The following is a 17,992-nucleotide window of genomic DNA, read 5'->3' on the forward strand; positions in this document are numbered from 1 at the left end:
CCCCCTCTAGTATTGATTACTAGAGGGGGTTTTTTAACGTTTATAATTTTATATCGTATTAAATTTTATAGCCTAATAAATTATTTATCGGCGGCGCCAAGAACGCTGTCCAAGCTCTCCAATACGTGTTTGGAAGTCGCTTGCTGCTGCAATTCGCTGAGTTTGTCATGGGCTAGTTGACGACGGGGCTCTACCAAAGTATACCAACGGGCTAATACTTGTAATAGTCTAGAAGCCATTACTGGGTTAGCATCATCGAGCTTTTTGATCACGCCAATATAGATATCTAAGCCTTCAGCGCTCCATAACACTGCCGGCTGGGCGGTAAAAGCACTGACCACAGAGCGTATACGGTTCGGGGTATTCCAGTCAAAGTCAGCATGCGCCAACAAAGTGTTGATGGTATCAGTGCTCACATGACTACTAGAGGCTTGGACACTAAACCAAAGATCTATCACTAAATCATCGTCTACAAAACGCTGATAAAAATCGGCCAAATACTTATCGGCCGTGGCTAGCTGATGGTTGACCATAGCCTTTAACGCCCCTAAGCGCTCAGTCATACAGCTGGCATTATCATACTGCTGCTGCGCCCATTGCTCAGCCCCAGCTACTTGTGCGCTCAAAGCCATATCAAGCACTACATTACGTAATGCTCGTGCGCCTAAGTCTGCTGGCTTGTCTGAATAAGGTTGCAGAGGTAATTGCTCGTATAATAGCGCCCACTGATCTTTTAGCGAATCAGCTACCTGACGATATAAGTCTTCACGTTGCTGCTTGACCACTACTGGATCATAGTCAGCATTAATAGCTGCTGCTAGCTCTTGCGCTGAAGGTATATCGAGTAAACGCGCAGCCAGCATCGCATCAGTCGCCGCTAGTACTGGTAAAGTTTTTGCTAAAGCCTGCAAATAAACTTCTGGGCTACTCTTGGCATTGCTGCCTTGTAATAAGATACGGTTAACTAGCATTTGCGTAACTTGCCAGCGATTGAAGCCATTGGTCTCATGCGTCAATAAAAACGCCAAGTCTTCATCTTGATAGTCATAGTTAAGCTGTACTGGCGCACTGAAATCACGTAGTAACGAAACTACCGGTTCGCTGCTAATATTATCGAAGCTAAAGGTTTGCTGTGCTTGATCAAGCAGTAACATACGCTCACTGACGATCTCTCCTGTTACTCTATCGAACAAAGCGGTCGCCACAGGAATAGGCAACGGCTTGGGTGCTGCAAAGCCTGGTACCTGACGAGTCTGCTGGCTCAAGCTGATAGTCAGCGTTTGCGTCTGGCTATCATAATGCTGATGCCCTGACAACATCGGTGTCCCAGGCTGACGATACCAATCGATAAAGTCTTCAACTTTGCTATCGGTAATACTAAGTGCCGATAAGAAGTCTTCAACCGTTACCGCTTGTCCATCATAACGACGGAAGTACTCGTCAGTGCCTTTACGAAAGTTCTCAGGCCCTAAAGTATTGGCCAACATACGGACGATTTCAGCGCCTTTTTCATAGACCGTAGTAGTATAAAAGTTATTGATCTCAACGAAGCTTTCAGGACGTACTGGATGCGCTAATGGCCCAGCATCCTCAGCGAATTGGTGCGCACGTAGAGTGGCCACATCATCGATGCGCTGTACTGCACTGGACTGTTGATCCGCTGAAAAAGATTGATCACGAAATACGGTAAAGCCTTCTTTTAGGCACAATTGGAACCAATCACGGCAAGTTATGCGGTTACCCGTCCAGTTATGAAAATATTCATGGGCAATAACCGCTTTTACGTTGAAACTGCGGGCATCAGTAGTAGTCTCAGGGCTGGATAATACACAAGCCGTATTAAAGATATTTAAACCCTTATTCTCCATAGCCCCCATGTTGAACTGGCTGACCGCAACGATCATATAACGGTCTAAGTCGTAGGCGCGGCCATAATTGACTTCGTCCCAGACCATCGAGTCTTTTAGAGCTTGCATGCCGACATGACACTTATCAATGTCACTGGCTTTGGCAAATAGCTCAAGCGTAACCTCACGACCTTCACTAGTCGTATGATGGTCAGTTAGTACGGCCAAGTCAGCGAAGACGCAAGCGAACAAGTAGCTTGGCTTATTAGTGGGATCATGCCAGATTGCATAGTGACGATCAGGGGCGCCAGCCACCTCACCTTGCTCAACCAAGTTACCATTGCCTAGTAAGGTGGGATAACGCTTATCCGCCTCAAGACGAGTGGTAAATATCGCTAGCACATCAGGGCGATCAGGATAGAAAGTAATCTTGCGAAAGCCCTCAGGCTCACACTGCGTGACAAACATAGTTTCGCTACCACTACCGGCTATATACAAGCCTTCAAGCGCCGTATTGGTCTGTGGGCTGAGGCGTACTTGCAACTCTAGTGTCAACTGCTCTGGTGCATCAGCTATGATCAGTTGACCATGCTGCTGCTGATACTGCCCTTCATCGAGCACTTGGCCGTTAACCTTAATGGCTAATAGCTCAATGTCTTCACCGAATAATATTAAGTCTCCTGCTGTCTGACGTGTCATTACTAACTTACTATCAACAGTAGCGTGATCAGCAAATATCTTGATATCTAAATCAACAGTTTTAACGGCAAAAATCGGTGGCTGATAGTCTTTTAGATTAATTTTATGACTACTTTCATTAGGCTCATGCGCTGGAATATCAGGCATTTCAACGTTAATAATGTTAGCATCGTTCTCAGCAGTAGACATGGTGTTTCCTATTTAAGTTAATATAATTATAAGGTGTTAATGGCGTTCACAAAATCAATAATACGCTGCTATATTCATACAGTTTTTAGATAAGGTCTGGCTGTTACAAGGACTAAAATGGTAAAGTTATACCCTAGCTTTACTAGAGCTTTATAATGGCCTTTTTATAATGCTGTTTTTATAATGACAATCTTTTTATAATAATACGGTCTTTATAATAATAGTCTTATTGCTTAATTGGTTTAAACATTCTCATTTCAAGCGCACTGATATAAACTTTCATTACTACTCAATAACTAGGCTGTGATTTATCCTGCTAAAAGAGGATAATTATAAAAATGACGCTGGTAAAAAATAATAATTATGAACAATGACACGATAAATAGCATTAGTGATAAACAAAGTTTTTTCAAAGACTTATTATCATAGAACATGAAAAACTATTAACATAAAATTTTATGCCTTGCTGTATTAGCACTTCGAGTTTAGCAGGCAGAACGGTATCCTATTATTAGCTTGTAAACTTAAAAAAATGGTCTGCCCTTATGACAAATCGCTCTATGCAAACTACTGTTACGCTGCCGCTATTAAAAACTTATGTCAACGCCCTATCGGCTACCTTAGCGGCTGAGGCTGCTGCACCAATAGCTAACGATAACAATACTAGCACTAACGCTGAGCTATTATGGATAGTGGAAGATCAAGCCGCTTTGAGCCAGCTAGAGTCTAAGTCATTATTTGAGACTGATGCTAATATTAAACCCAGTAAGCAGCAACAGCCATCAGTAGAATACAGCGCAACCACCTTACCAATGCTGGCTAAACAAAATATGCTCGGCCGTTATCAATTGGCTTGTTTTTGGCTACCTAACTTGACAGCAGAGTTGCTACCAGCTTATATTCCACTACTAATGCGCTACCGAGATCTGTATGCTGCTCATGTGATTATTGCCGTGCAGCAGAGTATTAATCTACGTACTTATGGCTTTATTCCCTTTGATATCGTTGCTGCTGTAGTTACAGATACGGCTGTAGTTACTGATAGGCAAATATCGTCTTCTGATATCGTCCTCTGGCAATTCAATCTCTATGACTATAAACGCTTACCCAATTGGTTAAACAGTGACTATTGGGCCAATCCTGAAAACTGGGATAAACGTCGCTGGTAATAAATAAGCTACTAGAGCGTTGCGAAGCATTTTATTAACCATTTTGCTAAAAACTATCTATAATCAATAGCGCAGAATAAAGCTCTAGTACCATACTATTATTCTACTATTATCAATAGTGGTAACAGTAGTTATAACTGTCTTGCCTTAGCCTACAAATATCTCATCCCATATCTAAGCTATTAATAGTAGACTTTGCTGACATTTACAGTAATACTATTTACATAACGTAACATCGACTCTACTATGAGCAGCGATTGTATAGGTTTTATTATAAACTGTTTTTAACAATAACAAATTCAATTGAGAATTTAGGAGCTAAGCATGTCAAGTTATTCTATCCAAACTGGTACTACTAATAATCGTTTTGCTAAAATTGCTGCTCTAGCAGTATTATCAACAGCCGTAGCATTGACTACTGGTTGTGCGACTAAACGTGCCACTTCAGAAGTTGTGATTGCGCCTTTAGGTATTCCAGGTGGACAAGTAGGCTATAACAACGGTGCCTTAGTTAATAACTCAGACGCCGTCATCAGTGCTGCTAGTAATCTACAAGCGGTAGTTTATTTCGGTTTTGATAGCAGTGAGATTACTCCTCAAGCTGCTGCCATCTTAAATCAACACGCCAACTTACTAAGTTCAAACCCATCGGCTAGCGTTCTTATCGCTGGTAACACTGATGAGCGTGGCAGCCGTGAGTATAACATCGCATTGGGTGAGCGCCGTGCACAATCAGCAAGTGCTTATTTAGCTAGTCAAGGGGTGTCTGCTAACAATATCCGAGTGATCAGCTATGGCGAAGAACGTCCTGCCGCTGCTGGTAACACTGAAGAAGCCTACGCCTTAAATCGTCGTGCTGAGCTGTCTTATTAATAATTGCTAGTCAATCAATCAATCATTGATAAAATTGCAGCAATAAAAATCTAGTAATAAAAGTCCAGTACTAAAAGTCCAGTAAGATAATTACTGGGCTTTTTTTAATACTGGCTCATTAAAGAGCGACCCAAAGCATTTAACAATGTGTAGTTATAAAGGGGGCAATATTCCCTATCTACTTACCCTTTACTGATAGACATCAACCATGCTAACCCTTGAAGCCATCACCCTAGATAATATTCGCTATGAGCCATTAGCCGCTACGAGCTGGTGCGCTACAGCTACTATCAGTACTGCTTTAATGGCACCCGTTATACTGTGGCCGCAGTTGCGCAGTCACCTCCCCAGCCAGCTAGCACCCTATCCAGACCCCTGCTCTGACTACCCAAATACTAGGGATATACCCTTATTATACTGGAACAAGGTCAGCCAACAGCAGCCATTGTCTATCCTTGCAGTTGCTCATCATAAGCGCCAACAGCAGAGTAAAGACGTACGTCTTTTATTAAAAGACTTACTTAAAAAGCTAAATATTACCGACCATTTAGATGACTCAGCATTCCCTTATCGACTTAGTAATAGCGGCTATTATGTTTGCTTTAGTCACTCCGATGATCATACTCAACGTTTTTCAAAGCAGGTGAATAGCAGTCCACGCTTTGAGTATAAGTTACAAAGCAAAGTTGCCGTAGCTATCAGCTTGCGCTGTGCAATCGGTATCGATATCGAAACCCAACTTGTTGCTTGGCCGACTGTTCAGCGTTATTATCACGCTAATGAGCTGCTAATACTAGCCACTCTGCCCCAGTCACAACGCGATATCACCGCCAAATATCTATGGCAGCTAAAAGAAAGTATGATAAAAATCCACAATGCTAAATTGGCTCAAGGATTGGGGATAGACTACAGCGCTATTATCCCAGTTCTAAAAAGCAAGCTTAGTGCTACAGGCCTTGCTAGTCATCCTGTAAAAAGCACTTTAACAGCTACTCATTCAACTTCAATCATCAATGAGATAGAGGTAGGGAAAACTAGCTATCAGCTAGCCATACTAGCAGAACAACAGACTTTGGTTGTTTTTTAGAGTCTATTACTCTCACACTGCTAACTGTTTCACTACTGATGGGCATCGCTATAATAAAAAACTGTATTTATAGAACAAAAAAAACGACCCGAAGGTCGTTTTTTTATTACTTTGCTATTTATAGAAGAATAACCTTTTCTATAAATTAGAAGCGGTAAGTTGCGCCTAGTTTAACGATTGGTAACCACTCGATGAAGTTTTTATCTTCTAGTTCAGCTTGAGCTTTTTGAGCAACAGTAGCTGAAGTTTCACCTGTTGGTGCGTTGTTTTCATCTCTGATGAAACCATTAGCACCACCAACTGAACGAACTTCTGCATCAGTTTTACCTAAGTATGCAGCACCGATTTCACCAAACACACCGAAGTTATTAGTGATGTTAGGACGGAAACCTAGAGTAGCATAAGGTGCTAGTTTGTTGCGATGATCGATAGAACCTTTCAATACGCCTACATCGTCTGCATTGTATTGAACGCCATCAATTTTGTAAACGCCGCCATTAGGGTTAGAAGTAACTTCGAGATCGTTGTCAGGAACGATAATACCAGCACCCATAGTGAACCAGTTACCAGCAGGACGTAGTTGAACGCCCATGTACGGGTTGCTGAAGTCTGAATCAACATCGTAGTTTACGTCGTTAGCATCAAAGTCGCCGCCGAATAGATCAGCAACATCGCCACCTGCCCAACCAGCTTGTAATTCAACTTTATCATTTAAGCTAAAGCCAACGTTAGCACCATAACCTAAAGTACCCACTTCAGCACTGATAGAAGCTGGATGAGTTAGAGTATTAAAGATAGTTTTAGTACCGCCAACTACCGCGCCAGTAGTGTTACGAATAACACCAGCATCTTGGTAAGCATAAGCAGGTGCAGCTGTAGTGTAAACAACTGGTGCTACTTCACTGTCAACAACAATGATAGGTGCAGCTAGAGCAGCACTTGATGCCAAAACAGCTGCAGTAATAGCAGTATATTTAATAAGTTTCACGGTTATTCTCCTAAAGTATGAAATAGCTAACCCAAAAAAAACGATTATTTTCTTTCTTTTTAAACAATCATTTTGTTGAGCAGATTAAAACAATTTTGATGCAAAAAGTCACCCCTAAAGACGCACTTTTTATTTACCATTATGTAAAGATTGCGTATAAATTGTAATCATTACTACGCAAATCTATGAATACAGGGTTTATAGTTACAATACGGTCATAAAGACGATATATAAGTAACCCTATCCTCTATACAGCGAACTATTATTAGGGCTGCCCTATAATAATTCAATAGCGATTAGTAAATTTTTAATTTTCAGCTGCTTAGTTAAGCACCAATAATTGCTCATTGTGACTCGTTTGTAACTAAGGTCTGAATAACAGCGCATAGAATATAGTATTTACATATCATCAAATGTTGTGATTTGTTAATTAACACAAAAAATGTTACAAATGATTTCTATCTACTCTATGCAAGCATTATAGCTTGATAAATATTGAATTTGAGTCAAGCTTTGTAAACTAGTACCTAATAATAGTTATAGATTCAAATCATTTTTTAATTTTAAGTTATAGCGTGTTGAACTATTCAGCAATAGACACCGCTATGGTCGAAGGTTAAACATGCCATAACGGATACAATCATTGGTGCTATCAGTAGCAACTTACTAGCCAATCGAAACTAGCATTAACGTACGTATTGCGCACTTAGTGCATTGAGGCCTAGCCACTCACTCAAAGGATGCGTAGTTGCAGTATAAGGGTTATCCAGATGCTCCTCGATATAGCTACGCCCTTCAGCAGTTAAGCACTCTGCTAGTGAGCGCGACCACTGGGGACTTTTATCTTTATCAATAAGCAGGGCCCTTACCCCTTCTCTAAAGTCAGGGTTAGCAGCACAATGCACCGCTACATTTAGCTCAAGATACAATATTTGCTCTAAAGATAGCAGTTTGACTTTATGGTATAAGGTATAGGCCAATGCCGCTGTAACTGGACAGCCCTGTCTATAAGTCTGTACCGCTCGCTGTACCCAGCTATCATTAGCAAAATTGCTATCGAACTGTGTCAAAGCTTGATCGTCCTGTAGCAGAGCATCAATAGCGGCTAAACCCCCGCTATTCATCAGTCGCTGTATTGATGACCAGTGCATAGCCAATTTGCTTGCTGCTAATTCAACTGTCGGCTGTTTGGCCAGCGCCTCGCTAACAATATTATGCGCAGTTAGCAAGTAACCCGAGTCAAACATCGCTTGCCAATCACTAGCTAATAGCTGCTGCAACACCGCATCATAATCACTACTAGCCACCCCATACTCAGCAAGATTGCTTAGCAAAGCATCATTGCCATTACACTGCGCGCCAGTCAACCCTAAGAACAGACCGGTTTTGGCCGGCATGTGTTGTAAAAACCAACTGCCAGAGGCATCAGGGAACAAACCAATAGTCATCTCTGGCATGGCAAAACGTGTGCGTTCAGTGACTATTCGATGACTACAAGAGGCCATCAATCCCATACCACCACCCATGATAATACCGTCACCCCAAAGAATTATCGGTTTGGGATAAAAGTGCATTTGCCGATAGAGACGATACTCGTTACTAAAGAATTCAGTCGCATAAGGGTTGGGGAACGGTGCGCTATCAGACATACTGTCATAGAGCTTACGGATATCACCGCCAGCACAAAAAGCCTTGTCGCCAGCCCCCTTTAATAGGATAGCTACTAGTTGCGACTCGGACTGCCACTGCTCTAACTGCTGTGACAATAAATGACACATCTCTACACTTAGAGCATTTAGTGACTTAGGGCTGTTCAAAGTCATAATACCAATCAAGTGGCCGCTAGCTGTGGTTTCAGTAGCGAAAAGCACTGCTGCGTTAGGATCAATGTTGCCACTGAGGTCAGTATTGCCATCAAAATGATATTTGGGATCGTTTGCTGCGCTCATAATAGCTGCCTATCGGTTGTAGAATGAAGTAATCCGTTAAAACTTATAGCCAAAGCCTACTGAAAATAAATAGCTCAGCAAAATTGGCTTAATAGTTGGCTTAACAAAGGTAGCTTAATAAAAATGCTCAATAAAGGTGCTTAAGGCCATCATCTTGAAGCAGTTGCCGTGAGATAATCACGCGCATAATCTCATTAGTCCCTTCTAGTATTTGATGCACGCGCAAATCGCGCACATGACGCTCAAGAGGATAATCATTGAGATAACCGTAGCCGCCGTGTAGCTGTAGAGCTTGGTTAGCCACTTCAAAGCTTAAATCTGTTGATAAGCGTTTTGCCATTGCACAATACACTGACGCTTGTGGGTGATTTTCATCGACCTTACTGGCAGCTAGATAGAGCATGTGCCGCGCGGTAATAGTTTGAGTTAGCATATCTGCAAGCTTAAACTGTACCGATTGCAGGCTAGCGATAGGCTTACCGAACTGGCTACGCTCCTTAACATAGCTAGTCGCCGTTTCCAGCGCTGCTTGAGCAGTACCAACTGCGCAAATACCAATATTGATACGTCCGCCATCCAAGCCTTTCATAGCCATCATAAAGCCTTGACCTTCTTCACCAAGACGATTAGCTACCGGCACTTTGACATTATTAAAGCTGATGCTTCTAGTTGGCTGAGCTTTCCAGCCCATCTTATGCTCACTTTTACCATATTCAATGCCGGGACTCTGCGCATCGACAACTAAGGCCGACACCCCTTTTGCACCCGTAGTACCAGTGCGGGCCATTACTACTAAAACGTCAGTAGCCCCCGCCCCTGATATAAAGGCTTTTTCTCCATTTAGGATATAGTAATCGCCTTGTCTGTCAGCTTTAGTACGTAACGAGACAGCATCAGAACCCGCCTCTGCTTCGGTTAGACAATAGCTACCTAACCATTCGCCACTAATCATATTAGGTAGATACTGCTGGCAAAGCGCCGGGCTACCATACTCACCGATCATCCAACTCACCATATTATGGATGCTTAAATAGGCCGCAACTGAGGTATCACCCCAAGCCAGCTCTTCAAACACCATAGCAGAATCCAAGCGTGGTAAACCTAAACCGCCATAATCAGGGTTGGTATATAAGCTTAAGAATCCCAGCTCACCGGTTTTTTTGATGACCTCTACTGGAAAGTAGCCTTCACGATCCCAAGTAGCCGCATGCGGTTTTAGCTCTTTTAAGGCGAACTGTTGGGCGGTTTGTTTAAAAGCGATCTGATCGGCTGTCAAAGAAAAATTCATTAGTTGATCCTCAAGCGTATAAGAGCATAGGGAAAAGTCGTTTTAGCTTAATAAAAAGCTCATAAACAGTTATGAGCTTTTTACCAACCTAGTTGCTTATGTGTTTACCATGAGCTGGTTTAGCTCTAGGCCTATTTAGCATTTAGCTGTTGAGTATATTGTTCGCGCATAACCTTTTTATCATGTTTACCGACTGAAGTTTTTGGCAAGTCAGCGACGAACTGGAACTCGCTAGGTATACCATATTTAGGAATGATACCTTTGCTAACGGCTTGCTCAGCGATGGCCTTGATATCATCTGCTTTAGTCTCTTGGCAATTAGGCTTGAGCACGATCAAGGCGACTGGACGCTCGCCCCACTGCTTATCCGCCACCCCAATTACAGCGACATCAGCAACTGAAGGATGTAGCGATAAAATAGTCTCAATCTCAAGCGATGATATCCACTCGCCGCCAGACTTTATGACATCCTTTAAACGATCGGTAATTTTGATATAACCATCAGGGCGCACATAAGCAATATCTTGAGTGTGCATATAACCGTTTTGCCACAGCTCACTGCCAGCGTCTTGATTTTTAAAATAGCTTTGAGTCAGCCAAGGGGCCCGTAATACTAGCTCGCCAGTATGATCTTTGCCAGTACCTACCGACTCGCCCTTTTCGTTCCAAATTTGTGCGTCGACCATCAGTACTGGTTTACCGGACATACAACGGCGGCTGATATCCTCTTCCTCAGTCATCGCTGGCTCATCAATACTAAACTCAGTCAAACTAATCAGCGGCGCTGTCTCTGACATGCCATAGCCGGTGTAGACCTCGATATCTTGCGCTAAGGCAGCCTTTGCTACACCTTCAGTCAATCTCGAACCGCCGATAATCATCTTCAGACCATTAAAGCTTACGTTACGATCCTGCGCTTCTTTGAGTACCATTTGCAGTATCGTAGGTACGCAATGGGTAATACTGACCTTTTCATTAATGATTAAATCCAACAGCGTATCTGGCGCATAACGCCCTGGGTAAACTTGCTTAAGACCAGCCATAGTAGCGGTAAACGGAAAACCCCAAGCATGCACGTGGAACATCGGCGTCATCGGCATATAGACATCGCCATAACTGACCCCTTGTTTATTCGGTAACATGCCTAATGAGGCCGCTTCTGCCATAGTGTGCAGTACCAATTGACGATGACTAAAGAACACCCCTTTTGGGTTGCCCGTCGTTCCTGAGGTATAAAAGGTAGTAGCAATAGTATTTTCATCGAAGTCGGCAAACTCAAAGCTGTCATCAGCAGCAGCCAGTAGCGCTTCGTATTCACCAGTTACTCGGTTTTGATTGTTACCGAATACGCCTTCAACAGTAATGCCATTATCATCCAGCCAGATAATATGCTCGATACTAGAGTTCTCAAACTGATAGTCTTTTACTAAAGCGGCAAATTCAGAATTGAGCATCAACACTTTTGGTTTGGCATGATTAATAGTATAGAGCACCTTATCAGGCGACAGGCGTACGTTGACCGTCTGTAGAATATATTGCGACATCGGTACCGCAAAGTAGGATTCTAAATAACGATGGCTATCCCAGTCCATCACCGCTACTACATCACCAGCCGCCAGATTCAAATCAGCTAGTACGTTAGCCAAGCGATTGATACGAGTGAAAAACTCTGCATAAGTAAAACGCATTTTGTCGGCATAGACAATTTCTTGCTCTTGAGATACAGTCTTAGCGCGGTTTAATAGCTGTTTTATGAGGAGTGGGAACTCGTAGGCGCAGGGCGCACTATTGTAAATACTGGACATGGACTTAACTTCCTTTTTTTAATTATAAATGGATATATTGATAGTAAGAAACAATAGCACTGATGTAAAGTGAGCGGGCGTAAACACAGTCAATTCCAGCGTTTGTTTTTCGTAGTGTACTATTGTTGAAGGTTATGATAAGAAAGCTCTTATCTAGCGCTATAATAAAGCGCCTTAACACTCTAAAAACAGCTTTTTGCGCTATAACAGTAGCTACTATGCTGACTGTGATTTAGCCAAACGCTTAGTTTTAATCATGCCAAAGCTGGCAACTAATAACGCCAACACTTGCACTAATAGCAATAGCCACACCGTCAGTGACCAGTCTCCTCGTGCATAAGCCAATCCGCATAGCCAAGCACCCATAGTACCGCCTGCATAGTAGGCCATGTAATAAATACCCGATGCCAAAGAGCGTCCGGTTTTGACATTGACTGCAATGTAACTGATGGTTGCGGCCTGCGTTATGAATACTCCTGAGGACATAATAGCCAGTCCTACAACGATAGCCCATAACGGTGTCAATAAAGTCATCAGCACCCCAAGTATGGAGATCATTACCGCTACTCGCACTGTACGTGCTGAGCCAAATCGACTTAATAAAGTCGTCGATAATGGGGTAATTACCACCCCAATTAAATACACCGCAAAGATATTAGCCAACTGACCGGTGCTCAAACTGTACGGGCTATTGGCAAGGTGCAAGTTGATAAAAGTAAAGCAGCCTACCAAAGAGAACAATACACAAAATCCTAGCAAACAAGCGGTCACCACATAGCGATTAGTCAAATGATCGCCCAAAGTCTGCAATGCTGAGCGAAAGTTAGGATTAGCGACAAAGCGCCGTGATGAAGGCAAGGATTTACCTACCCAAAGCGCGCCAATCAGCGTCATAACCGCCATCACGTAATAGCCATGGCGCCACCCAATGAATTCATGTAAATGGCCTAATAAAAAGCGCCCCATAAATCCGCCCAACACCGACCCTGATACGTAGAATGACATGAGCTTGGTAAGGTCTGATCCTTCGAACTCTTCACCAATATAAGCAATAGTAACGACTGTAATACCCGGTACGGATAGCCCCTGCATAAATCGCCACAATCCCATCCAGCCAATACTAGGACTTTGAGCAATTAGGGCAGTGGGAATCGCTAGGAACAATAAGGCCCCAACGATAAAAGACTTGCGCCCTACTGCATCAGATAGCATCCCCAAAAATGGCGACATAATAGCAATCGCCATTACCGTAGCGCCCACGATCATACCGGCTTGTACTTCAGTCGCTGAAAAATCCACCATCAATACCGGCAATACTGCTTGAATGGAATAGACTTGCAAAAAAGCAAACATCCCTATCATACCAACGGTGATCTTCAACATCAGTGAAGGCGAATTGGTAGGCTGTAACAGAGGAGACTTTTGCATATAACTTGTAGAATTATTCACGATGATACTGACTATGTTAGACGCCTGTTGTTTAGGCATAGGTGATAGAAATAAGGCGGTAATAGATATCGATGACTACTTATACATTTTTATGATGGTAGCACAATCGTAGCTAAAATCAGGATTCAATGTGTTATGAATATATTCCTGTAAAACTATAAAACAGTACTTGTAAAACTACTGAGCAAAACAGCCTATAAAAATATAGCACAAGCGACGTTAGATGTCGTGTTAAAAAAACTGGGCTATTGTCTTTTGTTAAGTAACTTCTTAAACTTAAGTTCCACAGGTATCCTACGAACAGTAATGGATTATTTATAGTCTGATGCCTACTCAATAAAAATAAAGTCAACATTTGAGCGCAAAACCTCAAGTGTCAGCACTAACGCTTTATGCAAGGAGCCATTATGAGCAAACCCTCCAATCCTTATACTGATAATAGTTTTGCCTCCTCTGATCTCAAGACCATCCTGCATTCTAAGCGTGCCAATATTTATTATCTGTCGCATTGTCGGGTGATGCAGAAAGTGATTTAGCAAATTAGTCCTAAAAAGAAAAACTACGTATCTTAATCAAATATTACCGACTGAAACATAAAATCATTTAGGAGGATTGTTATAAGCTATAAGTAGATTTGACAGTAGCTAGATACAAGCGCATAGCAGGAAATAGCTACAAACAAAACCGTATTCACTAGTTTTGTGGCTATGAATAGTAAGGCAAAAAGCTATTACCACCCTAAATACACTTAGAAAATAATAGGGCACACAAAAAAAGACGACCGATAATACTCAGTCGTCTTTTTATTTATAGTAAGCTTAGGATCAATAACCGCCCTCTACTTTTCAGGTAAGGAGCAAGGCTAGCCTTTACTCACAGCTAGCTTTACCAGTACGATGATTGATGGCACCATTAGCCTTTAATAACTTTTGCATCTCTACATGACCACGCCCACAAGCATAAGAGTAAGCGCTTTGGTTATAGGAGCCTAGTTTGGTATCTTTTGTAGTGGCTACTAGGTTAGGGTTAGCGCCTTTGGATAATAAATACTTCACCGTCTCTAAGCGGTTATTACTGGCAGATACCATGATCAAGGTTTCCCCATCACTCTCTTGAGTTTGGTCATTAAGATCTACTGGCGCTTTAGCGTTGAGCCATTCGTATACTTTTTTTACTACATTAGTATTTTTGCCTAATGCCGCAGATTTTAGTACATTGTAGACATCGCCTTTATCAGTGGCATAGAGACTAGCGCCTTGGCTGACTAGATAATCCACCATGTCCTCATAGCCGATGAATGCTGCCCACCCTAAAGCCGTTTGGCCCAGATTGCCAGTGTCTTTAACTTCTAAATTTTGGCCATTGCTTACCATATATTTAACCGTAGCTAAATCGCCTTTTTTGACCGCATCAAACCAAGTAGCATCTGCGCCTTTAGAAGGCTCAGAATAATAATTACGATAAGATAGCTTGTCTTTATTAACAATATCAAAGTTTTCAGCATCGCTAAAACGATAGCCTACTTGCGGTATTGGCGCTGTTTTGGCAACGGCTACCGTGGCATTGCTGTTAGCGCTAGTGACAGGACTAATATTTGAGCAGCCAGCTAATAACATGGCGCCCATGACAGCAGAAACACTGAGTTTGTAAACGATATTCATAATATAGCCTCAAAAGTTCAATTAAATAGTAATAAAAAATTCGCTAATATAAAAGTCAGCTGTTGATCATTATCAAATTTTACAGCTGTATAGAGGTAGATTGTAAAGCATAACTATATAATGCCGCCACAAAACGCTGTATAGCGATTGTTACTCTTATTCTCATTAGTGAGCAATCACGAGTATCATTCAATACTGCTATCTTCTCATTCAATAAGGAATAATAACAATGTCAGATAAAATTTACGACTTAGGTGCTGGGTTTTGGAATATACAAGGCTCGTTTCGTTTAGGCGGCATAATCAATATCGGCACTCAATGCTCACTAATACGTTTGCCCTCAGGAAGCTTTGTTTTTTTGGATAGTTATACCCTCACCGATGACGCGCGCAGTCAAGTCATGGCATTGACCGACGATGGTCAAAAGGTAGAAGCGGTATTAAATGTGCATCCTTTTCATACCGTGCACTGTGCCCAAATGGCCAAAGACTTCCCACAAGCCACCTTTTATGGCAGTGAGCGTCATCACAAACAAGTGCCCACAGTGCAATGGAGCGATGATTTAGTCGAGAGCAAAGCCGTTGCCATGCGCTATCCTGAGCTTGAATTCTCTGTGCCCAAAGGTATCCACTATATCTCGCCTAATGAGAAGGTTCATGCAGGCTCGCTATTGGTATATCATCCTGTCAGCCAAAGCTTACATGTCGATGATACTTTTATGAGTCCGCCCTCAAAGTTACTCAAAGCGGTTTTACCTGAGTTGCTGCTACATCCTACTACCAAAAAAGCGCTTAAAAACGATGCGGATGCGGGTCAACAATATTGCGATTGGGCGACTCAATTAGCGCATCAGTGGCGTGATACTCGGCATTTTTGTGCTGCGCATTCAAGTATGGTTAACTTCGAAATTGGTGGCTTTGAACAAGCTCTATTAACGGCCATCAACAAAGCTCGTCCTAAACTTGAACAAGCTTAAATAGGTGACTTTAAATCAGCCTTATTTAGGGTAAGTGATGATAGCTAGTAATCATGGCGATTGAGAGCTTAGCGACGCTTAACATGATGCATAACGATGCATTGTTATCAGATAAGTCATTATAGAAGTTATTAAAGATAGAGGCCGCTGAAAAGCTGGCCTTTTTTATTAGCGCGGGCTTGGCTCCTCACCATTAATCATCATTTTTCAGTAATAATTTGCAAAAGGTGATAAGTTCTGTTAAAAAATAGCCCTACTTATTAATAATAGCTAATCATATGATTTAGCTAATATTGATAAAACGGATGAATAATCCTCGGTAGCAACAGGTATAACGGCTAGCTCTATATGAGCTACTTTGCTTATGCCCCTTTAACTATTAAAAGGATTTAACTATGCAAGTTGGTTTTTTAACGGTTTCTATTTTAGCAGTGGCTGCTCTAAGCCTCACTGCCTGCAACAACAGCTCTCCAATTTTAAAAGGTGCAGCCCCTTCTACTAGCTCGGTAAAGGCCGCCTCGGCTCATAAAAATAACAAAGACTCTGCTCATCCAAGCTGGTCTTATGCTGGTCACACGGGTCCTGAATATTGGGGCGATATTAAAGATGCCAGCGCTTGCTCAATTGGTCAGCAGCAGTCCCCTCTTGATATTACTAAAGTTACCGCAACCAAGACTGAGACTCCTACCATCAGTTATCTGCAAACGGCCGATCTGATCATTAATGATACTGGTCATACTGTGGTATATACTCCGACTACTCAAGATAATACTATCACCCTTAATAACGAACGCTATGAGCTAAAGCAGTTCCATTATCATACGCCAAGTGAGCATCAATTCGGTGGGCAAAATTACCCAGCTGAGATACACTTTGTCCATGCCAATAGCGCTGGCAACTTAGCCGTAGTTGGGGTGATGTTAAAGCAAGGGTCAGCTAATAGCACTTTAGCAGCGCTATTGACCGGCTCTCAATTCAGTGCGGCTAATAAAGTCGACTTTACCGCTCATAACGTTAATTTATCAGCATTGATTCCAGCCATGCCCACGTTTTATCATTACGATGGCTCACTGACTACCCCGCCATGTTCAGAACAGGTCCAATGGTATGTCACTAAGCAACCGCTTGAGCTTGCCGGCGATCAGCTTGCCATCATGACTGATTTGTATGAAGGTAATAACCGACCTGTACAGCCACAAGGCAGCCGTATTGTAGAGCAGATCAGCCAGTAATTGCCGACCTGTAGTTATAGACTTAATTAAAAACGAGCATAAAAAAACGACTTTCACAGTCGTTTTTTTGCTTATGGCCTAGGCGGGCTAGTAGCTAAATGCGTGGGCTGTAGATAATATGATAATTATCAAACAGCTGTTAAACACCAACCATCAGCTAGCTTAAAAGCTCAGCTAGCTTAAAAGCTCAGCTAGCTGCGCCTCATTATTAATAATGTCAGCTAAAGTATAGCGCTCCAGTACTGCAATGAACGCAGTCAACGCCTCAAAAAACACCGATTTTAGTTGGCATACTGGACTGATGACACAGCCAAGCTTAGATATAGCGGGTGAGGCGGTAGCATCGATAAGGGTCAGCGCTGAGTCGCGTTGCCCTTTACCTGTTTCATCGTTAGTGGCAGGCACGACAAAACACTCCACTAAAGCAAAATCTGCTTCGATTTGCTTAATCAACACTCCTAAATTAATATCTTTTGGCGCACGGGCTAAACGAATGCCCCCATTCTTACCCCGCACACTGTCTATGTAGCCGAGCTGACCGAGCTGATGAATGATCTTAGTGAGATGGCTTTTAGAGATATTATAGCTGTTTGCAATATCGCTGATATTAGCTAGCTTATGCGGTTCTGGTTTGACCGCCAAATAAATCAACGAGCGCAGCGCATAGTCACTGTAATTGGTTAGTCGCATCGAGTGACTTCCTTATTAGGTAGTAATCTTTTATTAAGCATTTTTTATGAAATAAGTTTTATTAAGGAGCTGATTATTAAATACAGGTTA

General features: G+C 42.3%; 13 protein-coding genes and 1 pseudogene. 6 read left to right on the forward strand and 8 right to left on the reverse strand.

The annotated features are described in order from the left end of the window. Positions 1–80 precede the first annotated feature (80 nt). On the reverse strand, positions 81–2,735 hold the full coding sequence (pepN, locus tag KZA12_RS07010; protein WP_218689726.1) for an aminopeptidase N: 2,655 nt from the start codon (positions 2,733–2,735) through the stop codon (positions 81–83). 545 nt (positions 2,736–3,280) lie between these two features. On the opposite strand from pepN, the gene KZA12_RS07015 reads away from it, so the two are divergent. The 3 genes from KZA12_RS07015 (at position 3,281) to KZA12_RS07025 (ending at position 5,864) form a co-directional block, all read left to right on the forward strand. Next, positions 3,281–3,904 carry a DUF6231 family protein gene (locus KZA12_RS07015; protein WP_218689727.1) on the forward strand — a complete coding sequence of 208 codons (624 nt, stop codon included), beginning with the start codon at positions 3,281–3,283 and terminating at the stop codon, positions 3,902–3,904. 324 nt (positions 3,905–4,228) lie between these two features. Next, a complete protein-coding gene (gene pal, locus KZA12_RS07020; RefSeq protein ID WP_218689728.1) occupies positions 4,229–4,777 on the forward strand; it encodes a peptidoglycan-associated lipoprotein Pal in 549 nt (182 codons plus the stop codon). 208 nt (positions 4,778–4,985) lie between these two features. Continuing rightward, positions 4,986–5,864 (forward strand): 4'-phosphopantetheinyl transferase superfamily protein, encoded by an 879-nt coding sequence (locus tag KZA12_RS07025; RefSeq protein WP_218689729.1) that lies wholly within the window; start codon positions 4,986–4,988, stop codon positions 5,862–5,864. Positions 5,865–6,009: 145 nt separating this feature from the next. Here KZA12_RS07025 and KZA12_RS07030 read toward each other — a convergent pair whose 3' ends face one another. From KZA12_RS07030 to KZA12_RS07050, 5 genes are all read right to left on the reverse strand, one after another. Continuing rightward, complete coding sequence (locus KZA12_RS07030; protein ID WP_218689730.1) at positions 6,010–6,852, reverse strand: hypothetical protein; 843 nt, start codon at positions 6,850–6,852, stop codon at positions 6,010–6,012. 686 nt (positions 6,853–7,538) lie between these two features. Then, positions 7,539–8,801 carry an enoyl-CoA hydratase/isomerase family protein gene (locus KZA12_RS07035; RefSeq protein WP_218689731.1) on the reverse strand — a complete coding sequence of 421 codons (1,263 nt, stop codon included), beginning with the start codon at positions 8,799–8,801 and terminating at the stop codon, positions 7,539–7,541. 127 nt (positions 8,802–8,928) lie between these two features. After that, the gene (locus KZA12_RS07040; protein ID WP_201622100.1) at positions 8,929–10,089 is read right to left on the reverse strand and encodes an acyl-CoA dehydrogenase family protein; all 1,161 of its coding nucleotides are present in this window, start codon (positions 10,087–10,089) and stop codon (positions 8,929–8,931) included. A 131-nt stretch (positions 10,090–10,220) separates the two neighbouring features. After that, positions 10,221–11,894, reverse strand: coding sequence for a fatty acid--CoA ligase (locus KZA12_RS07045; protein ID WP_201622101.1), 1,674 nt, complete (start codon positions 11,892–11,894; stop codon positions 10,221–10,223). A 216-nt stretch (positions 11,895–12,110) separates the two neighbouring features. After that, entirely contained in the window at positions 12,111–13,322 is a 1,212-nt protein-coding gene (locus KZA12_RS07050; protein WP_218689732.1) for an MFS transporter, read from the reverse strand. A gap of 428 nt (positions 13,323–13,750) precedes the next feature. Between KZA12_RS07050 and KZA12_RS07055 the strand changes: the two are divergent. After that, positions 13,751–13,870: pseudogene (locus tag KZA12_RS07055) on the forward strand (subtype I-F CRISPR-associated endonuclease Cas1); the annotation flags it as partial. 342 nt (positions 13,871–14,212) lie between these two features. Here the strand turns inward: KZA12_RS07055 and KZA12_RS07060 are convergent. Then, entirely contained in the window at positions 14,213–15,004 is a 792-nt protein-coding gene (locus KZA12_RS07060) for an ankyrin repeat domain-containing protein (protein ID WP_201622103.1), read from the reverse strand. 229 nt (positions 15,005–15,233) lie between these two features. On the opposite strand from KZA12_RS07060, the gene KZA12_RS07065 reads away from it, so the two are divergent. Further along, positions 15,234–15,980, forward strand: a complete 747-nt coding sequence (locus KZA12_RS07065; protein WP_218689733.1) for a hypothetical protein — start codon at positions 15,234–15,236, stop codon at positions 15,978–15,980. Between the two features lie 395 nt (positions 15,981–16,375). Continuing rightward, on the forward strand, positions 16,376–17,212 hold the full coding sequence (locus KZA12_RS07070; RefSeq protein WP_218689734.1) for a carbonic anhydrase: 837 nt from the start codon (positions 16,376–16,378) through the stop codon (positions 17,210–17,212). Positions 17,213–17,386: 174 nt separating this feature from the next. Here the strand turns inward: KZA12_RS07070 and KZA12_RS07075 are convergent, their stop codons facing one another. Beyond that, positions 17,387–17,902, reverse strand: coding sequence for an Rrf2 family transcriptional regulator (locus KZA12_RS07075; protein WP_218689735.1), 516 nt, complete (start codon positions 17,900–17,902; stop codon positions 17,387–17,389). Between the last annotated feature and the right edge of the window lie 90 nt (positions 17,903–17,992).

Origin of the sequence: Psychrobacter sp. BF1, assembly GCF_019279065.1 — a bacterium.
In the GTDB taxonomy this organism is placed as follows: Bacteria; Pseudomonadota; Gammaproteobacteria; order Pseudomonadales; family Moraxellaceae; genus Psychrobacter; species Psychrobacter urativorans.

Bases quoted from the DNA above. Each gene is read 5' to 3' on its own strand.
- KZA12_RS07060 (WP_201622103.1), bottom strand. From the start codon at position 15,004: ATGAATATCGTTTACAAACTCAGTGTTTCTGCTGTCATGGGCGCCATG.
- pepN (WP_218689726.1), bottom strand. From the start codon at position 2,735: ATGTCTACTGCTGAGAACGATGCTAACATTATTAACGTTGAAATGCCT.
- KZA12_RS07025 (WP_218689729.1), top strand. From the start codon at position 4,986: ATGCTAACCCTTGAAGCCATCACCCTAGATAATATTCGCTATGAGCCA.
- KZA12_RS07050 (WP_218689732.1), bottom strand. From the start codon at position 13,322: ATGCAAAAGTCTCCTCTGTTACAGCCTACCAATTCGCCTTCACTGATG.
- KZA12_RS07040 (WP_201622100.1), bottom strand. From the start codon at position 10,089: ATGAATTTTTCTTTGACAGCCGATCAGATCGCTTTTAAACAAACCGCC.
- KZA12_RS07045 (WP_201622101.1), bottom strand. From the start codon at position 11,894: ATGTCCAGTATTTACAATAGTGCGCCCTGCGCCTACGAGTTCCCACTC.
- KZA12_RS07075 (WP_218689735.1), bottom strand. From the start codon at position 17,902: ATGCGACTAACCAATTACAGTGACTATGCGCTGCGCTCGTTGATTTAT.
- KZA12_RS07035 (WP_218689731.1), bottom strand. From the start codon at position 8,801: ATGAGCGCAGCAAACGATCCCAAATATCATTTTGATGGCAATACTGAC.
- pal (WP_218689728.1), top strand. From the start codon at position 4,229: ATGTCAAGTTATTCTATCCAAACTGGTACTACTAATAATCGTTTTGCT.
- KZA12_RS07015 (WP_218689727.1), top strand. From the start codon at position 3,281: ATGACAAATCGCTCTATGCAAACTACTGTTACGCTGCCGCTATTAAAA.
- KZA12_RS07070 (WP_218689734.1), top strand. From the start codon at position 16,376: ATGCAAGTTGGTTTTTTAACGGTTTCTATTTTAGCAGTGGCTGCTCTA.
- KZA12_RS07065 (WP_218689733.1), top strand. From the start codon at position 15,234: ATGTCAGATAAAATTTACGACTTAGGTGCTGGGTTTTGGAATATACAA.